We start from the raw sequence: 20050 nt of genomic DNA, 5'->3' as shown, positions 1-20050 counted from the left end.
CTGGGGCCGCCGCACGCTGACGTTGCCACGCAACGCCCGCGCCCTTTCCGGACCTGCACCGCCAATCGGGCGTGCTTGTTGCATCTGCCTTCGGATCCACCTATCGACGGAGCCCCCATGAAGATCCCGGTGCGCATCTTCACGGTCATCCATGGTCTGATGGCCCTGCTCTTCACCTGCGCAACGCTGATGTTGATTGCAATTGCGGCTCGCATCGGCTCGACCGTGTTTGTGAGCCAGTGGGACCAGGCCAGCGCGCAAGCTGTTATTGAAGCCATTGGATTGCTGGCGGGAGCCGTGGTCGCATTGCAGATCGCCGAGACTATCGTCGAGGAAGAGGTCATACGGGAGGCTGACGTGAGTGCCCCGACACGGGTACGACGCTTCCTGTCGCGATTCCTGGTGGTCGTCGTGGTCGCGCTGGCCATCGAAGGGCTCGTGGCGACCTTCAAGGCGCTGCACCAGGATCCGTCGCAGCTCGGCTATGCGGCCGGACTGATTGCCTCGACAGCCTTGCTCCTGGCCGCCTGGGGTCTGTTCGTCTACCTGAATCGATCGGCGGAAGAGCTGGAACCAGAGGCCATGGAAGAGGCGAAACGCGAAGACAAGAAATTGCAGTAGTGCCGCGCGTGCCCTGTCGCGGGTTCTCACAGGTATCGGTGCAACCCCTGCGCCGCATACTTGCCGCCTGAACCCCGCCCAAAAACAAGCCGCCCGAAGGACCCACATCGGCATCAACCCGGTGTCAGGCCACCTGCCATTGGCATATCATCCACACTTGGGAACCCCGACGCGATTGCCTTGACCGGCACCTTTGAATCGGAGAAGGAACGACCTTCCCGCCCAAGACAGGACAAACGACAAGAATGACACGCCGGACCACGAAGGCATCTTCGGCACAAACGACCGAGCAGATAAAAGAAGGCGCGCAGTCGGCGGCGCAGGCCCCGACGGCATTGCCTAGTCGGTTGCCTTACCTGATTGGGCGCACCGACCGGATCGTCAAGCGCCGCCTGGGCGAGGTGCTGGCCCCGCACGGGCTGACCCTGCCGCAGTTCACGGCCCTTTCCGTGTTGCATGCGCGAGGCCCGACTTCCAACGCGCAATTGGCCGAGCGCTCGCTGATCTCGCCTCAGTCGGCGAACGAGGTGGTCAAGACGATGGAAGCGCGCGGCTGGATCGTGCGCCAGCCCGACCCATTGCACGGGCGCATCGTACTGCTAAGCCTGACCGAGAGCGCGCGGCATTTGCTTCGGCAATGCGATGACACGGTTGCAGCGATGGAGCGCGACATGCTGGAGGGCATCGATGCCGCGCACGCTGCCATGCTGCAAGAGCTGCTGAAAACGTGCGCGCGTAACCTGCGCTGAAAGCGCATACCGCTCGCTCAGTCGAGGACGGCGCTGGACAGCAGCGAACAGCGCCATCGCGACCGGGCGCTGTATCCAGCTTTCTGGGCACCACCGCTTTCCCGCCTGAAACTCCCGCAATCTCATCCACGTTTACCCTCGGTTTCCGGGTCTTCTCTTGTCATTGCAAGGCAGACTGAATACAGTCTGTATACAACAAAGCAATGAAACGCCGCCTGGTCCTGCGCGGCTCGCCCCCACGGAGACAACCCTGATGGATACGGACAATCACAACCTCGGCGACAGCAAGGCGGGCGCCAGCACGTCCCAGGCAGTGCGCGCCCTGCTCGGTCTTCGCGAGCTGGTGCTTGGCGGCGAACTGCCGCCCGGTGCACGCATTTCGGAAGTATGGGTTTCGGAACGCCTGGGCGTGTCTCGCACGCCAATCCGCGCGGCACTGATCCGGCTGCAGGAGGAAGGACTCGTCGAGCCGATCCCGTCCGGCGGCTTCGCCGTACGCTCGTTCGACGAGAACGAAATCAGCGACGCGATCGAACTGCGCGGCACGATGGAGGGCCTGGCCGCGCGCCTGGCCGCCGAGCGTGGCGTTAGCACGCGCCTTCTTCACGCCATGCGCGATGTCATCGCGCAGATCGACAGCGCGCTGACCGGCGAACTGACCGCCGTGAAATTCTCGCAGTATGTCGACCTCAACGCGCGGTTTCACCAATTGCTGGCCGCGGCCTGCGGCAGTGGGCTCGTCGCGCGCCAGATCGACAAGGTGACGAGCCTGCCGTTCGCTTCCGCGAGCGCTTTCGTCATGGTGCAGTCGATCGACGAAAGCGCGCGCGAGATGCTGCTGCTGGCGCAGTCTCAGCACTGCGCGGTGGTCGAGGCCATCGAGCAGCGCGAAGGCGCGCGGGCCGAGGCGCTGATGCGCGAGCACAGCCGCATCGCCAACCGAAACCTGAAGTTCGCATTGCAGAACCAGCAGGCAATGTCACAGGTACTTGGCGGCAGCCTGATCCGGCGCGCCCGCCGTACCGCCTGACCCGCACCGCGGGTTCCTTCACCACTCTCTTCGTCAACCAACGTATCCTGGCGCCGCGCGCGCCGGGAGGGGAAAGTCATGTTCCTGAAAAACACCTGGTATGTCGCCTGCACACCCGATGAACTCGATGGCAAGCCGCTCGGCCGCACCATCTGCAACGAAAAGATGGTGCTGTACCGGGATGGCACCGACAGCGTCGCCGCGCTGGAGGACTTCTGTCCGCATCGCGGGGCACCCCTGTCACTGGGTTTCGTGCGCGAGGGGCAACTGGTCTGCGGCTATCACGGCCTGACCATGGGCCGCGATGGCAAATGCAAGGCCATGGCCGGTCAGCGCGTGGGCGGTTTTCCGTCGATCCGCAACTACCCCGCCGTGGAGCGATACGGCTTTGTCTGGATCTGGCCCGGCGATGCCGCGCTGGCCGATGACGCGCTGATCCCGCATCTCGAATGGGCGGTGAGCCCCGAGTGGGCCCACGGCGGCGGGCTGTACCACATCGGCTGCGACTATCGCCTGATGATCGACAACCTGATGGACCTGACGCACGAGACGTATGTGCACGCGTCAAGCATCGGCCAGGCCGAGATCGAGGAATCCGCACCGGCAACGCGCGTGGAGGGTGACTCGGTCATCACCAGCCGCCATATGGAAGGCATACTGCCACCGCCATTCTGGGCCGCGGCGTTGCGCGGCAACGGTCTTGCCGACGACGTGCCCTGCGACCGCTGGCAGATCTGCCGCTTCACACCGCCCAGCCACGTGATGATCGAAGTCGGCGTGGCCCACGCAGGCAAGGGTGGCTACGATGCGCCCGCCGAGCACAAGGCTTCGAGCATCGTCGTAGACTTCATCACCCCGGAGACGGAGACGTCGATCTGGTATTTCTGGGGCATGGCGCGCAACTTCAAGCCGGACGACGCGGCGCTCACCGCGACCATCCGCGAAGGCCAGGGCAAGATCTTTGGCGAGGACCTGGAAATGCTGGAAGCGCAACAGCGCAACCTGCTGGCCAATCCCGCGCGCAAGCTGTTAAAGCTGAACATCGACGCCGGAGGCGTGCAGGCCCGCCGCATTCTGGACCGGCTGCTCGCGCAGGAACAGGCGCAGGACGCGCAAGCGGTTGCACAGGCGGGAGCGGCATGATGCAGGTCCGGATCGCAAGCAAGACGGCGGCCGCCGACGGCATCGCCCTGTTCGAACTGGTGGCCGCCGATGGCGGCGCGCTGCCGCCCTTTACCGCCGGCGCACATGTCGACGTGCATCTCGGCGACGGGCTGGTACGCCAGTATTCGCTCTGCAACGACCCGGCCGAGACGCACCGCTACCAGCTTGGCGTGCTGCGCGATGCCGCATCGCGCGGCGGCTCCGTAGCCATGCACGCGCTCGCGGCCGGGAACATCCTGGAGATTAGCGCGCCGAAGAATCACTTCCCTTTGCATGCGGACGCCAGGCATTCGGTGCTGCTCGCTGGAGGCATTGGCGTCACGCCGATCCTGGCCATGGCACAGAGCCTCGCGCGCAGCGGCGCATCGTTCGAGTTCCACTACTGCACGCGCAGCGCCGCCAGCACGGCATTCCAGGACCGGATCGCCGGCGACGACTTGCGCGAACGCACGTTCCTGTACCACGACGACGGCCAGCGCGCCGACCTGCAGCGTCTCCTCTCCGTGCCCCGTGCCGATACGCATCTCTACGTCTGCGGGCCAGGCGGCTTCATGGCGGCCGTACTGGACACGGCGCGCGCCGCAGGCTGGATGGAGTCGAACCTGCACCGCGAGTACTTCGCGGCGCCCGAAACGCCATCCGAGCCAGGCGGCGCCTTCCAGGTAACCGTGCAGAGCACGGGCCGCGTCATCGACATCGCCGCGGACGAGACCGTGGTGCAGGCGCTGGCCGCGAACGGTGTGGAGATCCAGACCTCTTGCGAGCAAGGTGTCTGCGGCACATGCCTCACGCGCGTGCTGTCTGGCACGCCCGATCATCGCGACGCCTACCTCACCGATGAGGAGCGCGCCGCCAATGATCAGTTCCTGCCCTGCTGCTCCCGCGCCAGGACCGGGATGCTGGTCCTGGACCTGTAGCTACGCTGTATTGCAAGACGCCGTCCCCCGAAAACCGCCCGTCCGTGGCGGTACTTCAACAAACACAAGGAGGTAGACAAATGCAGCCAGAGATCCGGGAAACCATCAACCGCGGCACGATGAGCCCCGCCCAGGTAATGGCGATTGCCATCTGCATCGTCCTCAACATGCTCGACGGGTTCGATGTGCTCGCGATGGCCTTCACGGCATCGCACATTTCCACCGATTGGCACCTGACCGGCAAGGAGGTCGGCGTACTGCTCTCCGCCGGCCTGTTCGGCATGGCCGCCGGTTCGCTGTTCCTCGCGCCGTGGGCGGACCGTATCGGCCGCCGACCGCTGATCCTGATTTGCCTCGGCACGATCTCGGCCGGCATGCTGTGCTCGGCGCTCGCGCAAAACGTGCCGCAGCTTGCGGCGCTGCGCGCCGTGACCGGGCTCGGCATCGGGGGGATGCTCGCCAGCATCAACGTGATCACGGGCGAGTACGCGTCCGACAAGTGGCGCAGCACGGCGATCGTGCTGCAGGCGACGGGCTATCCGGTTGGCGCGACGATCGGCGGTGCCATCGCCGGCATACTGCTCGCCCATTACGGCTGGCGCAGCGTGTTCGTGTTTGGCGGCCTGGTCACGCTGGCGATGGTCCCGGTGGTGCTTGCGCGGCTGCCGGAATCGCTCGACTTCCTGATCGCGCGGCGCCCCGAGGGGGCGCTCGACAAGCTCAACCGGCTCCTGGCACGCATGGGACGCCCGACCGTCGCCGCGTTACCGGCGCACGAGGCGACACAAGCACGCGAGGCCGGCGACGTGCGCAGCCTCTTCCGAGGCAGCCTGGCCATGCAGACACTGATGATCTGGATGTCGTTCTTCCTCGTGATGTTCACCTTCTACTTCGTGCTCTCATGGACGCCGAAGCTGCTGGTGGCAGCAGGGATGTCGGCGCAGCAAGGCATTACGGGCGGGGTACTGCTCAACGTGGGCGGCATCGTCGGCGGCACAGCGTTCGCGTTCCTCTCCGCGCGCATCGGACTGCGCCCGCTGCTGTGGAGCTGCTTTATCCTGACCGCGCTGATGATGATCGCCTTTGGCCTGTACGCGAGCACGCTGGCGGCGGCACTGGCGTTGGCGGTCGTGATTGGCGCCGGCATCTTTGGCTGCATGGTGGGTCTCTATGCCTACGCGCCGATTCTGTACCCGGCGCAAACGCGCACCACGGGCATGGGCTGGTCGATTGGCATGGGGCGGTTCGGCGCGGTGCTTGCCCCGCTCGTGGCGGGGTCGCTGCTCGATGCGGGCTGGCCTTCGGCGCATCTGTACTATGTGTTTGCGATCCCCCTGCTGATGGGTATCGCCAGCGTAGGCCTGCTCGGGCGCCTGACGGCGTCCGTTGGCCAACCCGTGCGGGTCGGCGCGCACTGATCCGCGCAGTGACCCGATACCGGCCGCGTACTGGCTATCTCAACGACAGCGGCACGCAGGCCGGTTCGGGCCTACGTGCCGCGTGCTAGTTCGCGAGAGAAATGCGCGTCCGGACGATCTTCGCAATGCGCCGCGCTGTCAAAGCCCCAGCAACCGGACGGCGTTGTCCTTCAGAATGCCGGGCATCACCTCTGGCCGGAATCCGGCCTGCTTGAAATCGTCCATCCACCGCTCCGGGGTAATCAGCGGAAAATCGCTGCCGAACAGCACCCGGTCCTTCAGCAGCGTGTTGGCGTAGCGCACGAGCTGCGGTGGAAAGTACTTCGGACTCCAGCCGGACAGGTCGATCCATACGTTAGGTTTGTGCATCGCCACGCTGATCGCCTCGTCCTGCCACGGGAAGCTCGGGTGCGCCATCACAATCTGCATGTCGGGAAAGGCAATCGCCACGTCGTCCAGGTGCATCGGATTGCTGTACTCGAGCCGCAGCCCGCCACCGCAACGCATGCCTGAGCCAATGCCGCTGTGTCCCGTATGAAAGATCGCGGGCAGGCCGTGCCCGTTGATGACCTCATAGATCGGCCACGCCATCCTGTCGTTCGGATGAAAGCCTTGCACGGTCGGATGGAACTTGAAGCCCTTCACACCGTGTTCCTCGATCAGCCTGCGCGCTTCGCGTGCACCGAACTTTCCCTTGTGGGGGTCGATGCTGGCGAAGGCCATCATGATGTCGTCGTTGGCCTTCGCCGCCGCAGCGATTTCTTCGTTCGGAATCCGGCGCCGGCCAAGGTTCGACTCGCTGTCCACCGTGAACATGATCAGGCCGATCCTTCGCTCGCGGTAATAGGCGACAGTTTCTTCGATCGTCGGCCGGCGCTTGTTGCCGAAGTATTTGTCGGCGGCGGCATCGTACTCTTCGCCGTAGTTGTCGAACGGGTTCCAGCAACTGACTTCCGCATGCGTATGGAAGTCGATCGCCACAAGGTTCTGGTGATCCATCATGGGCTCCGGGACGCTATCAGGATTCGGCCGTGAAGCCGACCTTCTTCACGAGCACGCCCCACTTGCGGTACTCGGCGTCCATCGCGCGTTTCATGTCGTCGGCGGACGAGCCTTTCGCCACGAGGCCAATCGACAGGAAGCCATCGACGATGGCTGGGTGCTTGAGCGCCTGGTTGATCGCGGTGCCGGCCGCGGCCAGAACGGCTGGCGGCGTCCTGGCCGGCGCCAGAAAGCCGAACCACTCGTCGGCCACCACTTCCGGAAAGCCGAGTTCCGCGAACGTTGGCACTTCCGGGAGGTATGGCGCACGCGTGGCACCCGAGGTGGCCAGGACGCGCAGCTTGCCGCTCTTGACGAACGGCAGGTAATCGCCAGTCAGCGTGAAACTCGAGGCGATCTGCCCGGCCACCACGTCGTTGACCGCGGGCAGCGAGCCACGATACGGTACGTGGCGCAAGTCCAGGCCTGCGTTGAGGCCGAACAGCGCACCGACGAAATGGGGTGTCGAGCCCGCGCCCGGCGAGCCGTAGTTGGCGTCCGCAGGGTGAGCCTTCGCCCACGCGATGTAGTCCTTCACTGTCCGCACGTTGGCCGGCACCGCCGGTCCGACGGCGAGCGCAAACGTCATGTATGCGGCCGTGGAGATCGGTGCGAAATCCGCCGCCGAATAGCTGAGCTTCGTATAGACGTGCGGATATGTCGACAGCGCCGATGCCTGCGAGAGCGCCAGCACGCTACCGTCGGCCGGGGACGCTTTCAGCAGTTCGAGCGCGATGCGCCCGCCCGCGCCGGGGCGGTTGTCCACCACCGCGCCGCTGCGCGAGAACGCCGTGTTGGCAAATTTCTCGCCGACGCGCCGGGCGACCTGGTCTCCCACGCTGCCGGCCGGGAAACCATAGAGTACCTTTGCCTGCTGGACCGCCTGCGCGAGCGCGGCCACGGGCGCCAGCGCACCGCATGCGGATGCGGCCATCAACGCCTGAAGAAGATCGCGGCGTGTTGTCATGACTTGTCTCCTCGTTGTCGTGTGTCGGGCGCCCTGGCGTATCTCGTCGCCGCCTCGTGGCGCCCCGGTCTGCCTCCTGCAGGCGGAGGTCAGAAAATATGCTTGATGCCGGTCATCACGCCGAACTGCTGGCCGCCCGGGCCGGTATTGGAACCCGTGGCGCCGCCGCTGACCGAAAGGGTCAGTTGGCCGCTGTTATTGATGTAGCCGGCTGTCGCGTAGACGGACGTGCGCTTCGAGAACGCGTAGGTGCCGCGCAGCGCGTAGAGCATCGCCTTGTTATCGCTGTTGTGGAACTTGTAGTAATAGACTTGTCCGGCGACGTTGAAAGCCGGGGTCACGTCGTGGGACACGCCGCCGTAGATCATGTCGCTGCGCGGCGTGGGGCTGCCATCATTGTCGCGGCGAATCCAGCCGAGGCCGACCTTGGTCCGCGAAAAGATCGCGTAGCCGCCAACAAACAGGCGGTCGTCCGTGAAGCTGCTGCTTGTGAGCCCCCCGAACGCACCGGGCCCACCCCGCAACGAGTCGTAGGCGGCGGACAGGCCGATCGTCGGACCGAGCCCCTTGAATTCGTACAGCAGCATCGCCGACCATTCGCGGCACGCCCGCTTGTCCGCCGGGTTCTCGCCGGCACAGTTCTGGCCCGTCGGGCTCGGTCCGGCATTGACCGTGTCGCGGCCGAAGCTGTAGGTGGCCCCCACCGTCAGGCCGTTGAACGTGCCCTTGTATGCAATCGCGTTGTCGGCGCGGGCATTCGGCAGGTAGCTGTCGAGCGAGCCCGATGCATAGACGTTCGGGCCAAGAATGTCGGCGTCCAGCGTCGCCCAGAACAGCATCGTGTACTGGCGACCGAACCCGACCTGGCCCCAGGGCCCGGAGAGTCCGACCAGCGCCTGCCGGCCGAACAGACGCCCACCCTGCCCCGACGCGCCGGCGTCGGGCGTGAACCCGGACTCGAGCACGAACACGCCTTTCAGGCCACCGCCGAGATCCTCGGTGCCGCGCAGCCCCCAACGCGACGGCACCGTGCCGGTCAGCGTTGGCATGCGCACCACGCTGTTCTTCGCGGTGCCGATGTTGTTGACGTACTCGACGCCGGTATCGACGACGCCATAGAGCGTCACCGATTGCGCGCCCGCGATGGCCGGCGCTGCCGCCAGCGCTGCCAGACCTGCCCGTCCAAACTTCATCTGCTGTCTCCTCTTGTCATGGCCGATCGTTGTCGGCGTTGCTGTTGTCATGCTTGCCGGCTCTGTGGCGCGGCTTCGTGCAAACGGATCACGCGGCTATCGCTGCCGGCGTCGTCGTAGAGCGCATCGACCAGCGCGGCGCGGCGCGTTAGCACCGCACGCTGGTTGATCGAGCCCTTGTCGGTCAGTTCGCCGTCATCGAGCGACGGCGCCGCTTCGAGCAACAGCAGCCGCCTGACGCGCGTGGCGCTGCCCGTGGCCGTGAGGTCGAGCTTGCGCAGCATCGTCGAGAACGCTTCGCGCACCGGCGCGGACGCCAGCACTTCGCGCGTGCCCGCGTTCGCCGGCAGGCCAGCCAGGCGGCGGCATTCCGCCAGGTGCGGGAAGACGAGCAGACCAATCTCGTCCCGGTCCGCGCCCGCGATCACCACGTCCTGGACGTAAGGCGCGCCGGCGCCGATCACGCGCGCGCGCAGCGGTCCGACACTCACGAACGTGCCGGTGCTGAGCTTGAAGTCCTCGGCAATGCGCCCGTCGAACTGGAAACCCAGCTCCGGCCGTTCGGGATCGACAAAGCGCAGCGCATCGCCAGTGCAGTAGTAGCCTTCCTCGTCGAACACCTGCCGGTCGGGGTCCGCCTCTGCGCGCCAGTAACCCGGCATGACGTGCGGCCCGCGAAAACGCGCCTCGAACTTGCCGTTGGCCGGCACCAGCTTCAGCTCGCAGCCCGCGGCCGGAAGGCCGACATAGCCCGAGCGCGCGACCGGACCCGTGGTGAACATGCTCGACGGTGCGGTTTCCGTCATGCCGAGGCCGGACATGATATGGATGCGCTGTCCGCAATGCGCCTCGGTGACGCGCTCCAGGCGGTCCCACGCTTCCTGCGAGAGGCCGGCGGCGGCGAAGAAGTAGAGATTGACGCGCGAGAAGAACGTCTCGCGCAGCCGGGCATCCTGTTCCAGCGCCCTGCCGAGTTCCTCCCAACCCTTCGGCACGTTGAAGTAGATCGTGGGCGCAATCTCGCGCAGATTGCGCAGCGTTTCATCGAAGCCGCCCGGCAACGGACGTCCACCGTCGATGTAGAGCGTGCCGCCGTTGTAGAGCACGATGCCGACGTTGTGGCTGCCGCCGAACGTATGGCTCCAGGGCAGCCAGTCCACCAGGACCGGCGGTACACGGCCGAGCTCCGGCATCGCCTGGCGCAGCATTTGCTGGTTGCTGCACAGCATCCGGTTCGTGGTCGTTACCGCCTTGGGCTGCCGCGTGGAGCCAGAGGTGAAGAGGAACTTGGCGATCGTATCGGGACCCACCGCCGCGTTGGCAGCGTCAACGCTGCCGGGACGCGTCTGTACCAGCACATCGAACGACGTCGCGGCGCGGCCGGGCAGATGACCGTCACGGGTCACGACCTCGACGCCGGCAGGGACCACGGCTTCGATAGCGCGCGCGAACGCGGGGCCATCGGCGGCGTAGACCAGGCCAGGCGTCAGTAGATCGAACACGTGCCGCAGCTTGCCGAAATCGCCGGAGACCAGCGAATACTGCGGTGATACGGCCGAGAACGGCACGCCAGCCCACAGCGCGCCGAGCGCCAGTTGCAGATGCTCGAGATCGTTGCCGGAGAGAATCAGCAGCGGCCGCTCGGCGCTCAGCGAACGGTCCAGCAGCGCCTGCCCGATCGACCGTGCACGCGCCAGCATCTCGGCATAGGTGATGTTGATCCAGTTGCCGTCGGGGCCGCGCTGCGCCGCAAGCACGCGCGCGGGGTGACCGGCGGCGCCGGTGGCGAGGCAATCCGACATCCGTTCCGGATAGCCCTGCAGCGTTTCCCGCGAACGCACGCGCCAGATCTCGCCATCGCGGCGGAACTCGGCCTCCGTGCGCCCGATGGCGACGTCGCGGTAGGACACGGCAGCGCCCCCGTGGCCGGGGGGGCCTTGCGTCGAGACGTTTTTCACGTCTGTCTCCTCACTGTAGTGTTGCCTCCCTCTACGGGGAGTCTGTGGGTCGGCCGCCGGATCAGACCGGATAGTGGCGCGGGGTGTTCTGGATCGTGATCCAGCGCAGGTCGGTGAATTCGGCCACGGCCGCCTGGCCGCCAAAGCGCCCATAGCCGCTCGACTTGACGCCGCCAAACGGCATCTGCGCCTCGTCATGCACAGTAGGGCCGTTGATGTGGCAGATACCCGATTCGATCCGTTGGGCAACCGACATCGCCCGCGACACATCGCGGCTGAATACCGACGCGGAGAGGCCATATTCGCTGTCGTTGGCCATACGCACCGCCTCGTCGTCGCCATCCACGCGCGCGACCGTCACTACCGGACCGAACGATTCCTCGCGGTAGAGCTTCATGCCCGGTGCAATGCCGTCGACGATGACGGGTTGCAGGATCGCGCCGTCTGCGTGCAAGCCCACGGGCAGGTTTGCGCCCTGCGCGCGCGCGTCCTCCACCAATGCGGCGATACGCCGCGCGGCATCCTTGCTGATCAGCGCACCCAGCACGCTGGCCGGATCGGCGGGATCGCCAGCCCGCAGTGTCTTCGCCTTCGCGGCCAGTTTCTCGACGAAGCGGTCGGCGATCTTGCGGTCGGCGATCACACGCTCCGTCGACATGCAGATCTGCCCCTGGTTGAAGAACGCACCGAAGGCCACGGCATCGACTGCCGCATCGAGGTCCGCATCGTCGAGCACCAGCAACGGCGCCTTGCCGCCCAGCTCCAGCAGCGCCGGCTTCAGGTGCCGGGCCGCGTGCTCGGCAACGATGCGGCCCACGTGCGTGGAGCCGGTGAAGTTGACGCGGCGCACGGCCGGATGCGCGATCAGCCGCTCGACCACCTGCGCCGCATCCTCCGGCGCATTGGTGACCACGTTTACGACACCGTCGCCAAGCCCCGCCTCCTGCAGCACCGTGCCGATCAGACGATGCACGCCAGGGCACGCCTCGGATGCCTTGAGCACGACCGTGTTGCCGCACGCGAGCGGCATCGCCAGGGCGCGGGTGCCGAGGATCACCGGCGCGTTCCACGGCGCGATGCCAAGCACCACGCCGCACGGCTGGCGCACGGCCAGGGCCAGACTGCCCGGCACGTCCGAAGGAATCACGCTGCCCTCGATGCGCGTCGTCATCGCGGCGGCCTCGCGCAGCATGTTGGCCGCCAGCATCACGTTGAAGCCGTACCAGTTCGGCATGGCGCCGGTCTCGGCCACGCCGATGCGGATGAAGTCCTGCGTACGCTGGTCCATCAGGTCGGCCGCCTTCAGCAGCCGGCGGCGGCGCTCGCCCGGCAGCAGTGCGGCCCACGCCGGGAAGGCGGCCGCGGCGGCATTGACGGCGGCATCGGCATCCGCGAGCGTGGCGGCCGGGGCGCGCGACACCACGGCATCGTTCAGCGGATTGCGGCGCGCGAAGGTGGCGCCATTGGCGGCGGGCCGATCCTGCCCGCCAATCAGCATGGTCAGTTCGTTCATCAGCGTTGTCTCCTGGCGGCGGCTCTTTGGGCCGCCGTCTCGATCGGGGGTTGACGGCCGCTCAGGCGCGCTTGTAAGCCTGCAGGCCCGGCTTGATCGACTTGTCGTCGAGGAATTGCTTCAGGCCCTGCTCGCGGCCGTGCTCGGGATCGCGCAGCTGCGCCTGGTCGAGCTTTGCGTACAGGTAGTCCTCGTTCTGCTCCCACGTCAGTTCGCGGCTGCGCTTGAAGCCGATCTTGGCCGCCCGCAGCACCACCGGGTTCTTCTCGAGCAGCTTTGCGGCCAGCGCAATCGTGTGCTCGCGCAGTTGGGCGCGCGGCACGCTCTCGTTGACCAGGCCCATCGCGGCGGCTTCGCTGCCGGTGAAGGTGTCGCCCGTCATGATGTAGTGCAGCGCCTTGCGGTGACCGACCGTATCGGCCATGGCCTTGCTGACCAGGTTGCCGGGCGGAATGCCCCAGTTGATCTCCGACAGGCCGAAGGTGGCCTCGTCCGCGGCGATGGCCAGATCGCAGGCAACCAGCGGCGAGAAGCCGCCGCCAAAGCACCAGCCGTTGACCATGGCGATGGTCGGCTTGCTGTACATGCGCAGGAGCCGCCATTGCCACTGCGACGCATCGCGGCGGATCTTCTCCTGCAGGATCTCCGGACCGGCATCCACTTCACGGAAGTACTCCTTCAGATCCATGCCCGCCGTCCAGGCGTCACCCGCGCCGGTCAGCACCAGCACCTTGGCGTCGGCATCCAGTTCCAGCGCTTCGAGCACCTGAACCATCTCGGCGTTCAGCGTCGGGTTCATCGCGTTGCGCTTCTCGGGACGGTTGAACGTCACCCACGCAATGCCCGCTTCCACACTGACCTTCACAGCCTTCCAGCGCCCTTCGTAATCAGCCATCTCTGCTTCTCCTCGGTAATCCGGTTTCGCGATGTTTGTCAGTGTATTATCAACCTACCTGATATCTCAAGCGGAATTTCCGTTCTGCGCGTAAACCCCGATGCGGCCATGATGAGCGCAAGGAGACGGCGCCGCCGATGCCGAGGATGGCGCGCTCGCGCTTCGTGCATCGCACCACACGTCGCGCTTGACGTGCGTCGGCGGCACGCTATATAACGAACGCGTGGGTAGAAGCGGTCGATCGAACAGCAGCGGCGCAATGCCGCGAGGTTCATCTGGAGATTGCTCACTGACGGAGTTCCCGTCAGTGGCGCCATGACCCGACCGGTCCCACCGCCCCTGGCAGGACTCCAAGCCTTTCACCAGAGTCTTCGTTAGGGAATCTCAATGATCATCGACACCAGCTGTTATCCGACCAATCTGGTCGACCTGGCCTGGCGCCATGACGGCGACCCGTTCACGGGCGAACGTCTGATCCAGATGATGGATGGCCCGTTCACGATCAACGGCAAGCCGCGTCGCATCGACAAGGCGTTCATCCAGCCGCCGCAAGGCAACACGATCTACACCTATACCGATGGCGTGAAGTCGGGCGGCGAATCCATCGACGCCTACATGGCCTACACGCGCGAGATGGTGGCCAGGTATCCGGACCGCTTCATCGGCTGCTTTGTCTACAACCCGCGGTGCGGCGTGGAAAATGGCGTCAATGCCATCGAGCACTATGTGAGGAAGCTCGGTTTCAAGATGGTGCAGTTCCAGGCCAACATGCACGCATACCGGCCGGATCGCGCGCTGGACTGGCTGCGCCCCGCCCTGCAGAAATGCGCGGAACTGGGCGTGCTGGTGAAGCTGCACACTGGCGACGGCCCCTACAGCATTCCCACCGAGTGGGTGCCGATGATGAAGGAGTTTCCTACCATCAACTTCATCATGGCCCATTTTGGCGTGCAGACCGGCGGCGTGTATTGTTTCGAGCCGTTCCAGATGGCCATGGACATGCCTAACGTCTATTGCGAATCCGGCTGGTGCCTGCAATCGCGCATCGTCGAGTTCGCGAAGGTGCTGCCAAGGCACAAGATCCTGTTCGGCTCGGACACGCCCCCGAACGAACCCGGCATGTGGCTGCGCCTGCTGGAGGTGCTGTGCTTCGAACCGCCCCAGGGACTCAATCTCGATGAGGACACGCTCGAGGACTACCTCGGCAACAACGTTGCCCGCATGATCGGCCTGGCGCCGACGCCGGTGCCGCGTTCGCTGGAAGAAGCGAAAGCGCGCCTGGCCGCATGAACGCGGACACCCCCAAGAGATTCCGACGGAGCATACGAACATGATCATCGACACCCACCTGCACCCGACCAACCTTGTCGACGAGGCCTGGCGGCACACGGGCGAGCCGTTCACCGGCGAACGCCTGCTCAAGATGATGGACGGCCCCTACATCATCAACGGCAAGCCGCGCCGCATCGACATGGGATTCATCCAGCCGCCGCCGGGCAACACCGGCTATCGCGATGGCAACCGCCGCGGCCGCGAGGGCATTCGCGACTACATGGCCTATGTGGCCAGCCTGTGCCAGAAGTACCCGGACCGCTTTATCGGCAATTTCACGTTCAACCCGCGCTGGGGCCCGGAGGAAGGCGCGCAGGAGCTGGAATTCCACGTCAAGGAATATGGCTTCAAGATGCTCAAGCTGCATGCCAACATGCACGGCTACCGCCCGGACCGCGCACTGGACTGGCTGCGTCCCGCCATGAAGGTCTGCGCCAAATACAACATCGTGGTGCTGATCCATACCGGCGACGGACCCTACACTATTCCGACGATGTTCTATCCGGTCATCCGCGAATTTCCGATGGTCAACTTCATCATCGGACACTTCGGCATCCAGACCGGCGGCAACTATTCGTTCGAGGCGTTCTGGATGGCCATGGACACGCCGAACGTGTATTGCGAATCGGGCTGGTGCTTCCAGTCGCGCATTGTCGAGTTCGCACGCCAGTTGCCGCGCGACAAGATCGTGTTCGGCACCGACACGCCGCCAAACGAACCCGGCATGTGGCTGCGCGAGCTGGAGATGCTGTGCGGCCCCGCGCCGCAAGGCATGGATCTCGATGAGGACGGCCTGGAGGACTACATGGGCAACAACATCGCCCGCCTGGTCGGCATCGAGACCACGCCGCCGCCGAAAACCCAGGAAGACGCTCAGGCACGCCTGAAAGACACCTACGCCAGCAAGCACATCTACGCCTGATCCGGCCGCAGCCACTGACGTTTTTCCTTCCCGTCTGGTCACACACGGGCGCGTCGTCAACCTCGACGCGCGCCCGTGCGCGGCAACGGTGTCCCGTTGAAGCATCCCAAGCGGAGCCATGCCATGACTGCCTCAACTTCCCTGCCAGGTATCGCGCGACATGCCGGCCAGGGGTCCGGCCCGGTGTTCGAAGACACCTCGCAGGACTTTCACACCTTCCTGGCCGCCTATTGCGCGGCATTTCCCGACGATGTCCTGACCGTGCGCGAGCCGGTCACCGCCAACCAGGACCCCACCGCGCTGGTATGGGCGCTGGCCGCGCAACAGCGTCATCCCGTCGTGAAGTTCGACGACGTGGCCCGGTTGGGCGCGCCGCTGGTGACCAACCTGTTCGCATCGCGTGAACGCGTGGGCCGCATGCTCGGCGTCTCGCCCAGCGGCATCCATGCCGAGTACCAGGCGCGCGCGCGACGCCTGCTGTTGCCCCGCGTGCTGGATGCGGGCGCGGTAACCGGCATCGTGCAGGAGCAGGTGGACCTGACCACCTTGCCTGCCATCCGGCATTTCGCCACCGATCGCGGGCCGTATATCACCAACGCCATCCTGATCGCCGAAGACCGGGAGCTGGGCATCGGCAACGCCAGCTACCACCGTTCGATGCTGCATTCGCCCACCGAGATCGCCACGAGCCTGCATTCGCGCGGCCACTTGTGGCGCATGTACCAGCGTGCGGCCGAACTGGGCAAGCCGCTGCCCGTGGCCATGGTGATCGGCGCGCATCCGCTGTTCATGCTGGCCGGCGCCGCACGTCTGCCCTATGGCGTGGATGAGCGGCAGGTGGCGGGCGGGCTGTTCGGTGCACCGCTCGAAGTCGTGCGCACGCCGCGATACGGCATCGAGGTCCCGGCGCATGCGGAAATCGTGCTCGAAGGGGTGCTAGATCCCGGCGCGCGCGTGGACGAAGGGCCGTTCGGCGAGTTCACCGGCTACTCGTCCGATCGCTCCACCAACAACCTGCTGCGCGTGGAGACCGTGATGCGGCGCAGCGACGCGTGGCTGGTCGACGTGGTCGGCGGCAATTCGGCAGAGCACCTGAACCTGGGGCGCATTCCGCGCGAATCCGAGATGGTGGAAAAGCTCAAGGAGCGATTTCCGTCGGTCACCGCCGTGCACTATCCCAGCTCGGGCACGCATTTTCATGCGTACGTGGCACTGCGGCAGTCGCGCCCGGGCGAGGCGCGCCAGGTCATGCTGGGCCTCCTTGGCTGGGACCCGTACCTGAAAACCGTGGTTGCCGTGGATCACGACATCGACATCACGAACGACGAGCAGGTGCTCTGGGCCCTGGCCACGCATCTGCAGCCGCATCTGGACGTGGTGATCGTGGACGGCTTGCCCGGCAGCGCGCTGGACCCGTCGGCTTCGGGTGTCGGCACGACGTCGCGCATGGGACTCGACGCCACGCGCGGGCCGCACTTCGACGGCGTGCGCGCACGGATCGATGACGATGCGATGGCGCGTGCCGCCGCGCTGCTCGCGCGCATGGATTCGGGAAAACACTGAGTCTCACAGCACTTGATCGAAGGCGCGCGGCATTGATCGGACAACCCGATCCATTCATCCAAACGCCCCATTTACCCAATGTCCGGACGCTGGCATGCTGCCCTGACAATGACACGCAGGTGGCGGGAACACGTGGCGCAGACCATGGGGATACAGCTGCTGTCCCCTTCCGAACCAACCGCGCGGGCAACACCGGCCTGGAAGACGAAGGAGACAGCATGACCCACAACCCCACCCCCCATGGGTTCGGCCCGGCGCACCCGGTCGATGAAGTCTTGCCCCCGCTCAGGCTCGCCGCGCTTGGCCTGCAACACGTGCTCGTGATGTACGCGGGCGCAATTGCGGTGCCGCTGATCATCGGCGGTGCGCTGCATCTGCCCAAGGACCAGATCGCGTTCCTGATCGCGGCGGACCTGTTCTGCTGCGGCCTGGTCACGATGATCCAGAGCATCGGCATCGGCAAGATCGGCATCCGCCTGCCTGTGATGATGGGCGTGACGTTCACGGCCATCGCACCGATCATCGCCACCGGCACGAACCCGTCGCTGGGGCTGCCGGCCGTTTTTGGGGCAGTGATGGTGGCCGGCGTGTTTACGTTGCTGGCCGCACCGTACGTAAGCCGGCTCATCCGCTGGTTTCCGCCCGTGGTCACAGGCACCGTGGTACTGGTGATCGGCATTTCGCTGATGCGTGTCGGTGTGAACTGGGCAGCGGGCGGCAACCCCACGCTGAACACAGCCGCAGGCCCTGTGCCAAATCCCGCCTACGGCCTGCCCTTGCATATCGGCATCGCTGCCGTGGTGTTGCTGACGGTGCTCTGCATGATCGCGTTCTTCAAGGGCTTCCTCTGCAATATTGCCGTGCTGATCGGCATCACGGTGGGATTCGCGATCGCCGTGGTGCTGGGCAAGGTCACCTTTGCCGGCGTGCATGCGGCCGACTGGGTGGCACTGATCACGCCGTTCCACTTTGGATGGCCCACCTTCGACCCCATGACGTCGATCACGCTGTGCGTTGTCATGGTGGTGATCATGATCGAAGGTGTGGGTCAGTTCCTGGCGCTGGGCGAAATCGTGGAACGTCCGGTCACGCCCGAGGACTTGGCGCGCGGCCTGCGCGCCGATGGCGTGGGCGCGCTGGTGGGCGCGGTGTTCAACACGTTCACCTACACGTCGTATGCGCAGAACGTGGGGCTGGTGCAGGTAACCGGCGTACGCAGCCGCTGGGTATGCGCCACGGCCGGCGGCATCCTGATCGTGCTGGGTTGCCTGCCCAAACTCGCGTTCTTCGCCGCGTCGATTCCGCAATACGTGCTGGGCGGCGCCGCACTGGTGATGTTCGGCATGGTGGCGGCCACGGGCGTGCGCATACTGGGGCACGTGGACTTCGTGGAAAACAAGAAGAACGCGTACATCGTTGCCGTGAGCGTGGCGCTGGGGATGATTCCGCTGGTGGCGGACAGGTTCTTCGCACAGCTTCCCGAACTGCTGGCCAGATTCTGCCAGAACGGCATCCTGCTCGGCACCCTGTGCGCGGTGCTGCTGAACCTGCTGTTCAACGTCCGCACCGAGCGTGCCCCCCAGTTGCTGGCGAAGAACGTGGCGTAGCGGCGCGTGGCCTTCGCTCGTGCCCCACGTACGTGAGACGGGCCGGAAGCAAGGGCGCGGCGGCTGCACGCGTCCTTTCTATTTCCCCAGATCGCTGCGATGTCGCATCAACAGATCGCGGAACGTCTGCGCGGGTGGTGACAGGGATCGGTCCGTATGCACAAGCAGGCTGATCTCGCGCGAGATGACGGGGTCTTGCGGCATGACTGTTACCAGGCCCAGCGCCGACGTCAGGCGCGTGACGGCCGTGCTCATCACCGCGATGCCCAATCCGGCATCGACCATACCTACCATCGTGAGCGGCAGGAACACCTCGTGCACGCGCGTCAGCGAGATGCCGCGCATGGCCAGTGCGGCATCCAGGCAGTCGCGAATGGGATTACCGCGGTGCGGCCCGATGACCGGCAGCTTCGCCACGTCTTCCCACGTCAGCGCTCGCCGGCGTGCCAGCGGATGACTGGGCGGCATCACGATCACGAACGCGTCGGACGATAGCCGGTGCGCGCTGAGGTCGGGCTGACCTTCAGGAATCGTGCCGATACCGAAGTCGACCTCGCCCGCGCTGACCATGCGGGGCACTTCGTCTTCGGCGACGTCATGCAGTTCCACTTTCACGCCCGGATGGCCCACGCAGAACTCACGAATGAAACGCGGCAGCATCAGTGCAGCCTGGATCGATGACGCGGCAATCGACACTCGCCCGCGCCCCAGCGACCGTAACTCGGCCGAAGTGTCGATCACGCTGTCGATGTCGGCCACGGCCTTCCTGACCATTGGCAGCAGTTCCGCACCGGCCTGCGTGATTTGCATCAGGCGTGTGTGGCGGTCGAACAGCTTGATGCCCAGGTTGCCTTCCAGTTCGTGGATCAGCGCGCTGACCGATGACTGCGAAAGGTTCAGCTTCTCCGCCGCGCGCGTGAAATGCAGTTCTTCGGCAACAGCCACGAAGGCGCGCAGTTGCCGCAGCGAAACGCTCATGTTGACCGGCATGTCTCCCCCTGCTCTGTGGTCCGCCTCAACGGTGTCGCGGCAGTGATTCAGAGGGTAACACGATCAATAAATCCCGTTATGGGTATTTACCGATGATGGGCCGCGAACCATGATGCAAGCACGGTCAGCCGCAAACACATGCGCTGCACGGGCCGCGAGCACCCCCAAAG

At 65.5% G+C, this 20050-nt stretch carries 17 protein-coding genes; 10 read left to right on the top strand and 7 right to left on the bottom strand.

Annotated elements, in window-relative coordinates; translation table 11 throughout:
- The first annotated feature begins 117 nt into the window (after positions 1-117).
- From AC3FJ6_RS19745 to AC3FJ6_RS19720, 6 genes are all read left to right on the top strand, one after another.
- Positions 118-621: a hypothetical protein gene (locus AC3FJ6_RS19745; protein ID WP_487523920.1), complete on the top strand. Its 504-nt coding sequence runs from the start codon at positions 118-120 to the stop codon at positions 619-621.
- A gap of 245 nt (positions 622-866) precedes the next feature.
- Positions 867-1370, top strand: coding sequence for a MarR family winged helix-turn-helix transcriptional regulator (locus tag AC3FJ6_RS19740; RefSeq protein WP_488773391.1), 504 nt, complete (start codon positions 867-869; stop codon positions 1368-1370).
- A 253-nt stretch (positions 1371-1623) separates the two neighbouring features.
- Positions 1624-2400, top strand: a complete 777-nt coding sequence (locus AC3FJ6_RS19735; RefSeq protein ID WP_488773390.1) for a GntR family transcriptional regulator — start codon at positions 1624-1626, stop codon at positions 2398-2400.
- Between the two features lie 78 nt (positions 2401-2478).
- On the top strand, positions 2479-3543 hold the full coding sequence (locus AC3FJ6_RS19730; protein WP_488773389.1) for a Rieske 2Fe-2S domain-containing protein: 1065 nt from the start codon (positions 2479-2481) through the stop codon (positions 3541-3543).
- On the top strand, positions 3543-4481 hold the full coding sequence (locus AC3FJ6_RS19725; RefSeq protein ID WP_488773472.1) for a PDR/VanB family oxidoreductase: 939 nt from the start codon (positions 3543-3545) through the stop codon (positions 4479-4481). The genes AC3FJ6_RS19730 and AC3FJ6_RS19725 overlap by 1 nt, the downstream gene beginning before the upstream one ends.
- A gap of 80 nt (positions 4482-4561) precedes the next feature.
- Complete coding sequence (locus AC3FJ6_RS19720; protein WP_488773388.1) at positions 4562-5899, top strand: MFS transporter; 1338 nt, start codon at positions 4562-4564, stop codon at positions 5897-5899.
- Between the two features lie 138 nt (positions 5900-6037).
- Here AC3FJ6_RS19720 and AC3FJ6_RS19715 read toward each other — a convergent pair whose 3' ends face one another.
- The 6 genes from AC3FJ6_RS19715 to AC3FJ6_RS19690 all read right to left on the bottom strand — a co-directional run bounded on the left by AC3FJ6_RS19715 (position 6038) and on the right by AC3FJ6_RS19690 (position 13466).
- Positions 6038-6898: an amidohydrolase family protein gene (locus AC3FJ6_RS19715; protein WP_488773387.1), complete on the bottom strand. Its 861-nt coding sequence runs from the start codon at positions 6896-6898 to the stop codon at positions 6038-6040.
- 19 nt (positions 6899-6917) lie between these two features.
- Entirely contained in the window at positions 6918-7907 is a 990-nt protein-coding gene (locus tag AC3FJ6_RS19710) for a tripartite tricarboxylate transporter substrate-binding protein (RefSeq protein ID WP_488773386.1), read from the bottom strand.
- Between the two features lie 89 nt (positions 7908-7996).
- Positions 7997-9100 carry a porin gene (locus AC3FJ6_RS19705; RefSeq protein WP_488773385.1) on the bottom strand — a complete coding sequence of 368 codons (1104 nt, stop codon included), beginning with the start codon at positions 9098-9100 and terminating at the stop codon, positions 7997-7999.
- 47 nt (positions 9101-9147) lie between these two features.
- The gene (locus AC3FJ6_RS19700) at positions 9148-11058 is read right to left on the bottom strand and encodes a feruloyl-CoA synthase (protein WP_488773384.1); all 1911 of its coding nucleotides are present in this window, start codon (positions 11056-11058) and stop codon (positions 9148-9150) included.
- Positions 11059-11119: 61 nt separating this feature from the next.
- Positions 11120-12571, bottom strand: a complete 1452-nt coding sequence (locus AC3FJ6_RS19695; protein WP_488773383.1) for an aldehyde dehydrogenase — start codon at positions 12569-12571, stop codon at positions 11120-11122.
- A gap of 61 nt (positions 12572-12632) precedes the next feature.
- Positions 12633-13466, bottom strand: a complete 834-nt coding sequence (locus AC3FJ6_RS19690) for a p-hydroxycinnamoyl CoA hydratase/lyase (RefSeq protein ID WP_153948269.1) — start codon at positions 13464-13466, stop codon at positions 12633-12635.
- A gap of 387 nt (positions 13467-13853) precedes the next feature.
- Between AC3FJ6_RS19690 and AC3FJ6_RS19685 the strand changes: the two genes are divergently transcribed.
- The 4 genes from AC3FJ6_RS19685 to AC3FJ6_RS19670 all read left to right on the top strand — a co-directional run bounded on the left by AC3FJ6_RS19685 (position 13854) and on the right by AC3FJ6_RS19670 (position 18890).
- Positions 13854-14756, top strand: coding sequence for an amidohydrolase family protein (locus AC3FJ6_RS19685; protein WP_488773382.1), 903 nt, complete (start codon positions 13854-13856; stop codon positions 14754-14756).
- A gap of 40 nt (positions 14757-14796) precedes the next feature.
- Complete coding sequence (locus tag AC3FJ6_RS19680; RefSeq protein WP_488773381.1) at positions 14797-15720, top strand: amidohydrolase family protein; 924 nt, start codon at positions 14797-14799, stop codon at positions 15718-15720.
- Positions 15721-15843: 123 nt separating this feature from the next.
- Positions 15844-17283 (top strand): UbiD family decarboxylase, encoded by a 1440-nt coding sequence (locus AC3FJ6_RS19675; RefSeq protein WP_488773380.1) that lies wholly within the window; start codon positions 15844-15846, stop codon positions 17281-17283.
- 218 nt (positions 17284-17501) lie between these two features.
- Positions 17502-18890 (top strand): nucleobase:cation symporter-2 family protein, encoded by a 1389-nt coding sequence (locus AC3FJ6_RS19670; protein ID WP_488773378.1) that lies wholly within the window; start codon positions 17502-17504, stop codon positions 18888-18890.
- A gap of 78 nt (positions 18891-18968) precedes the next feature.
- Here AC3FJ6_RS19670 and AC3FJ6_RS19665 read toward each other — a convergent pair whose 3' ends face one another.
- The gene (locus AC3FJ6_RS19665) at positions 18969-19868 is read right to left on the bottom strand and encodes a LysR family transcriptional regulator (RefSeq protein ID WP_488773377.1); all 900 of its coding nucleotides are present in this window, start codon (positions 19866-19868) and stop codon (positions 18969-18971) included.
- Positions 19869-20050: the final 182 nt, after the last annotated feature.

The sequence above is a fragment of the Cupriavidus sp. 94F1 genome, assembly GCF_057798875.1.
Note: the sequence above shows the minus strand (reverse complement) of the source record. Positions and strands in the feature narration are given on the sequence as shown.

What these genes read in the sequence shown, in the direction of transcription:
- AC3FJ6_RS19745 (WP_487523920.1), top strand. Translation starts at nt 118, where the DNA reads ATGAAGATCCCGGTGCGCATCTTCACGGTCATCCATGGTCTGATGGCC.
- AC3FJ6_RS19720 (WP_488773388.1), top strand. Translation starts at nt 4,562, where the DNA reads ATGCAGCCAGAGATCCGGGAAACCATCAACCGCGGCACGATGAGCCCC.
- AC3FJ6_RS19680 (WP_488773381.1), top strand. Translation starts at nt 14,797, where the DNA reads ATGATCATCGACACCCACCTGCACCCGACCAACCTTGTCGACGAGGCC.
- AC3FJ6_RS19715 (WP_488773387.1), bottom strand. Translation starts at nt 6,898, where the DNA reads ATGGATCACCAGAACCTTGTGGCGATCGACTTCCATACGCATGCGGAA.
- AC3FJ6_RS19725 (WP_488773472.1), top strand. Translation starts at nt 3,543, where the DNA reads ATGCAGGTCCGGATCGCAAGCAAGACGGCGGCCGCCGACGGCATCGCC.
- AC3FJ6_RS19690 (WP_153948269.1), bottom strand. Translation starts at nt 13,466, where the DNA reads ATGGCTGATTACGAAGGGCGCTGGAAGGCTGTGAAGGTCAGTGTGGAA.
- AC3FJ6_RS19735 (WP_488773390.1), top strand. Translation starts at nt 1,624, where the DNA reads ATGGATACGGACAATCACAACCTCGGCGACAGCAAGGCGGGCGCCAGC.
- AC3FJ6_RS19685 (WP_488773382.1), top strand. Translation starts at nt 13,854, where the DNA reads ATGATCATCGACACCAGCTGTTATCCGACCAATCTGGTCGACCTGGCC.
- AC3FJ6_RS19675 (WP_488773380.1), top strand. Translation starts at nt 15,844, where the DNA reads ATGACTGCCTCAACTTCCCTGCCAGGTATCGCGCGACATGCCGGCCAG.
- AC3FJ6_RS19730 (WP_488773389.1), top strand. Translation starts at nt 2,479, where the DNA reads ATGTTCCTGAAAAACACCTGGTATGTCGCCTGCACACCCGATGAACTC.
- AC3FJ6_RS19670 (WP_488773378.1), top strand. Translation starts at nt 17,502, where the DNA reads ATGACCCACAACCCCACCCCCCATGGGTTCGGCCCGGCGCACCCGGTC.
- AC3FJ6_RS19665 (WP_488773377.1), bottom strand. Translation starts at nt 19,868, where the DNA reads ATGAGCGTTTCGCTGCGGCAACTGCGCGCCTTCGTGGCTGTTGCCGAA.
- AC3FJ6_RS19695 (WP_488773383.1), bottom strand. Translation starts at nt 12,571, where the DNA reads ATGAACGAACTGACCATGCTGATTGGCGGGCAGGATCGGCCCGCCGCC.
- AC3FJ6_RS19705 (WP_488773385.1), bottom strand. Translation starts at nt 9,100, where the DNA reads ATGAAGTTTGGACGGGCAGGTCTGGCAGCGCTGGCGGCAGCGCCGGCC.
- AC3FJ6_RS19740 (WP_488773391.1), top strand. Translation starts at nt 867, where the DNA reads ATGACACGCCGGACCACGAAGGCATCTTCGGCACAAACGACCGAGCAG.
- AC3FJ6_RS19710 (WP_488773386.1), bottom strand. Translation starts at nt 7,907, where the DNA reads ATGACAACACGCCGCGATCTTCTTCAGGCGTTGATGGCCGCATCCGCA.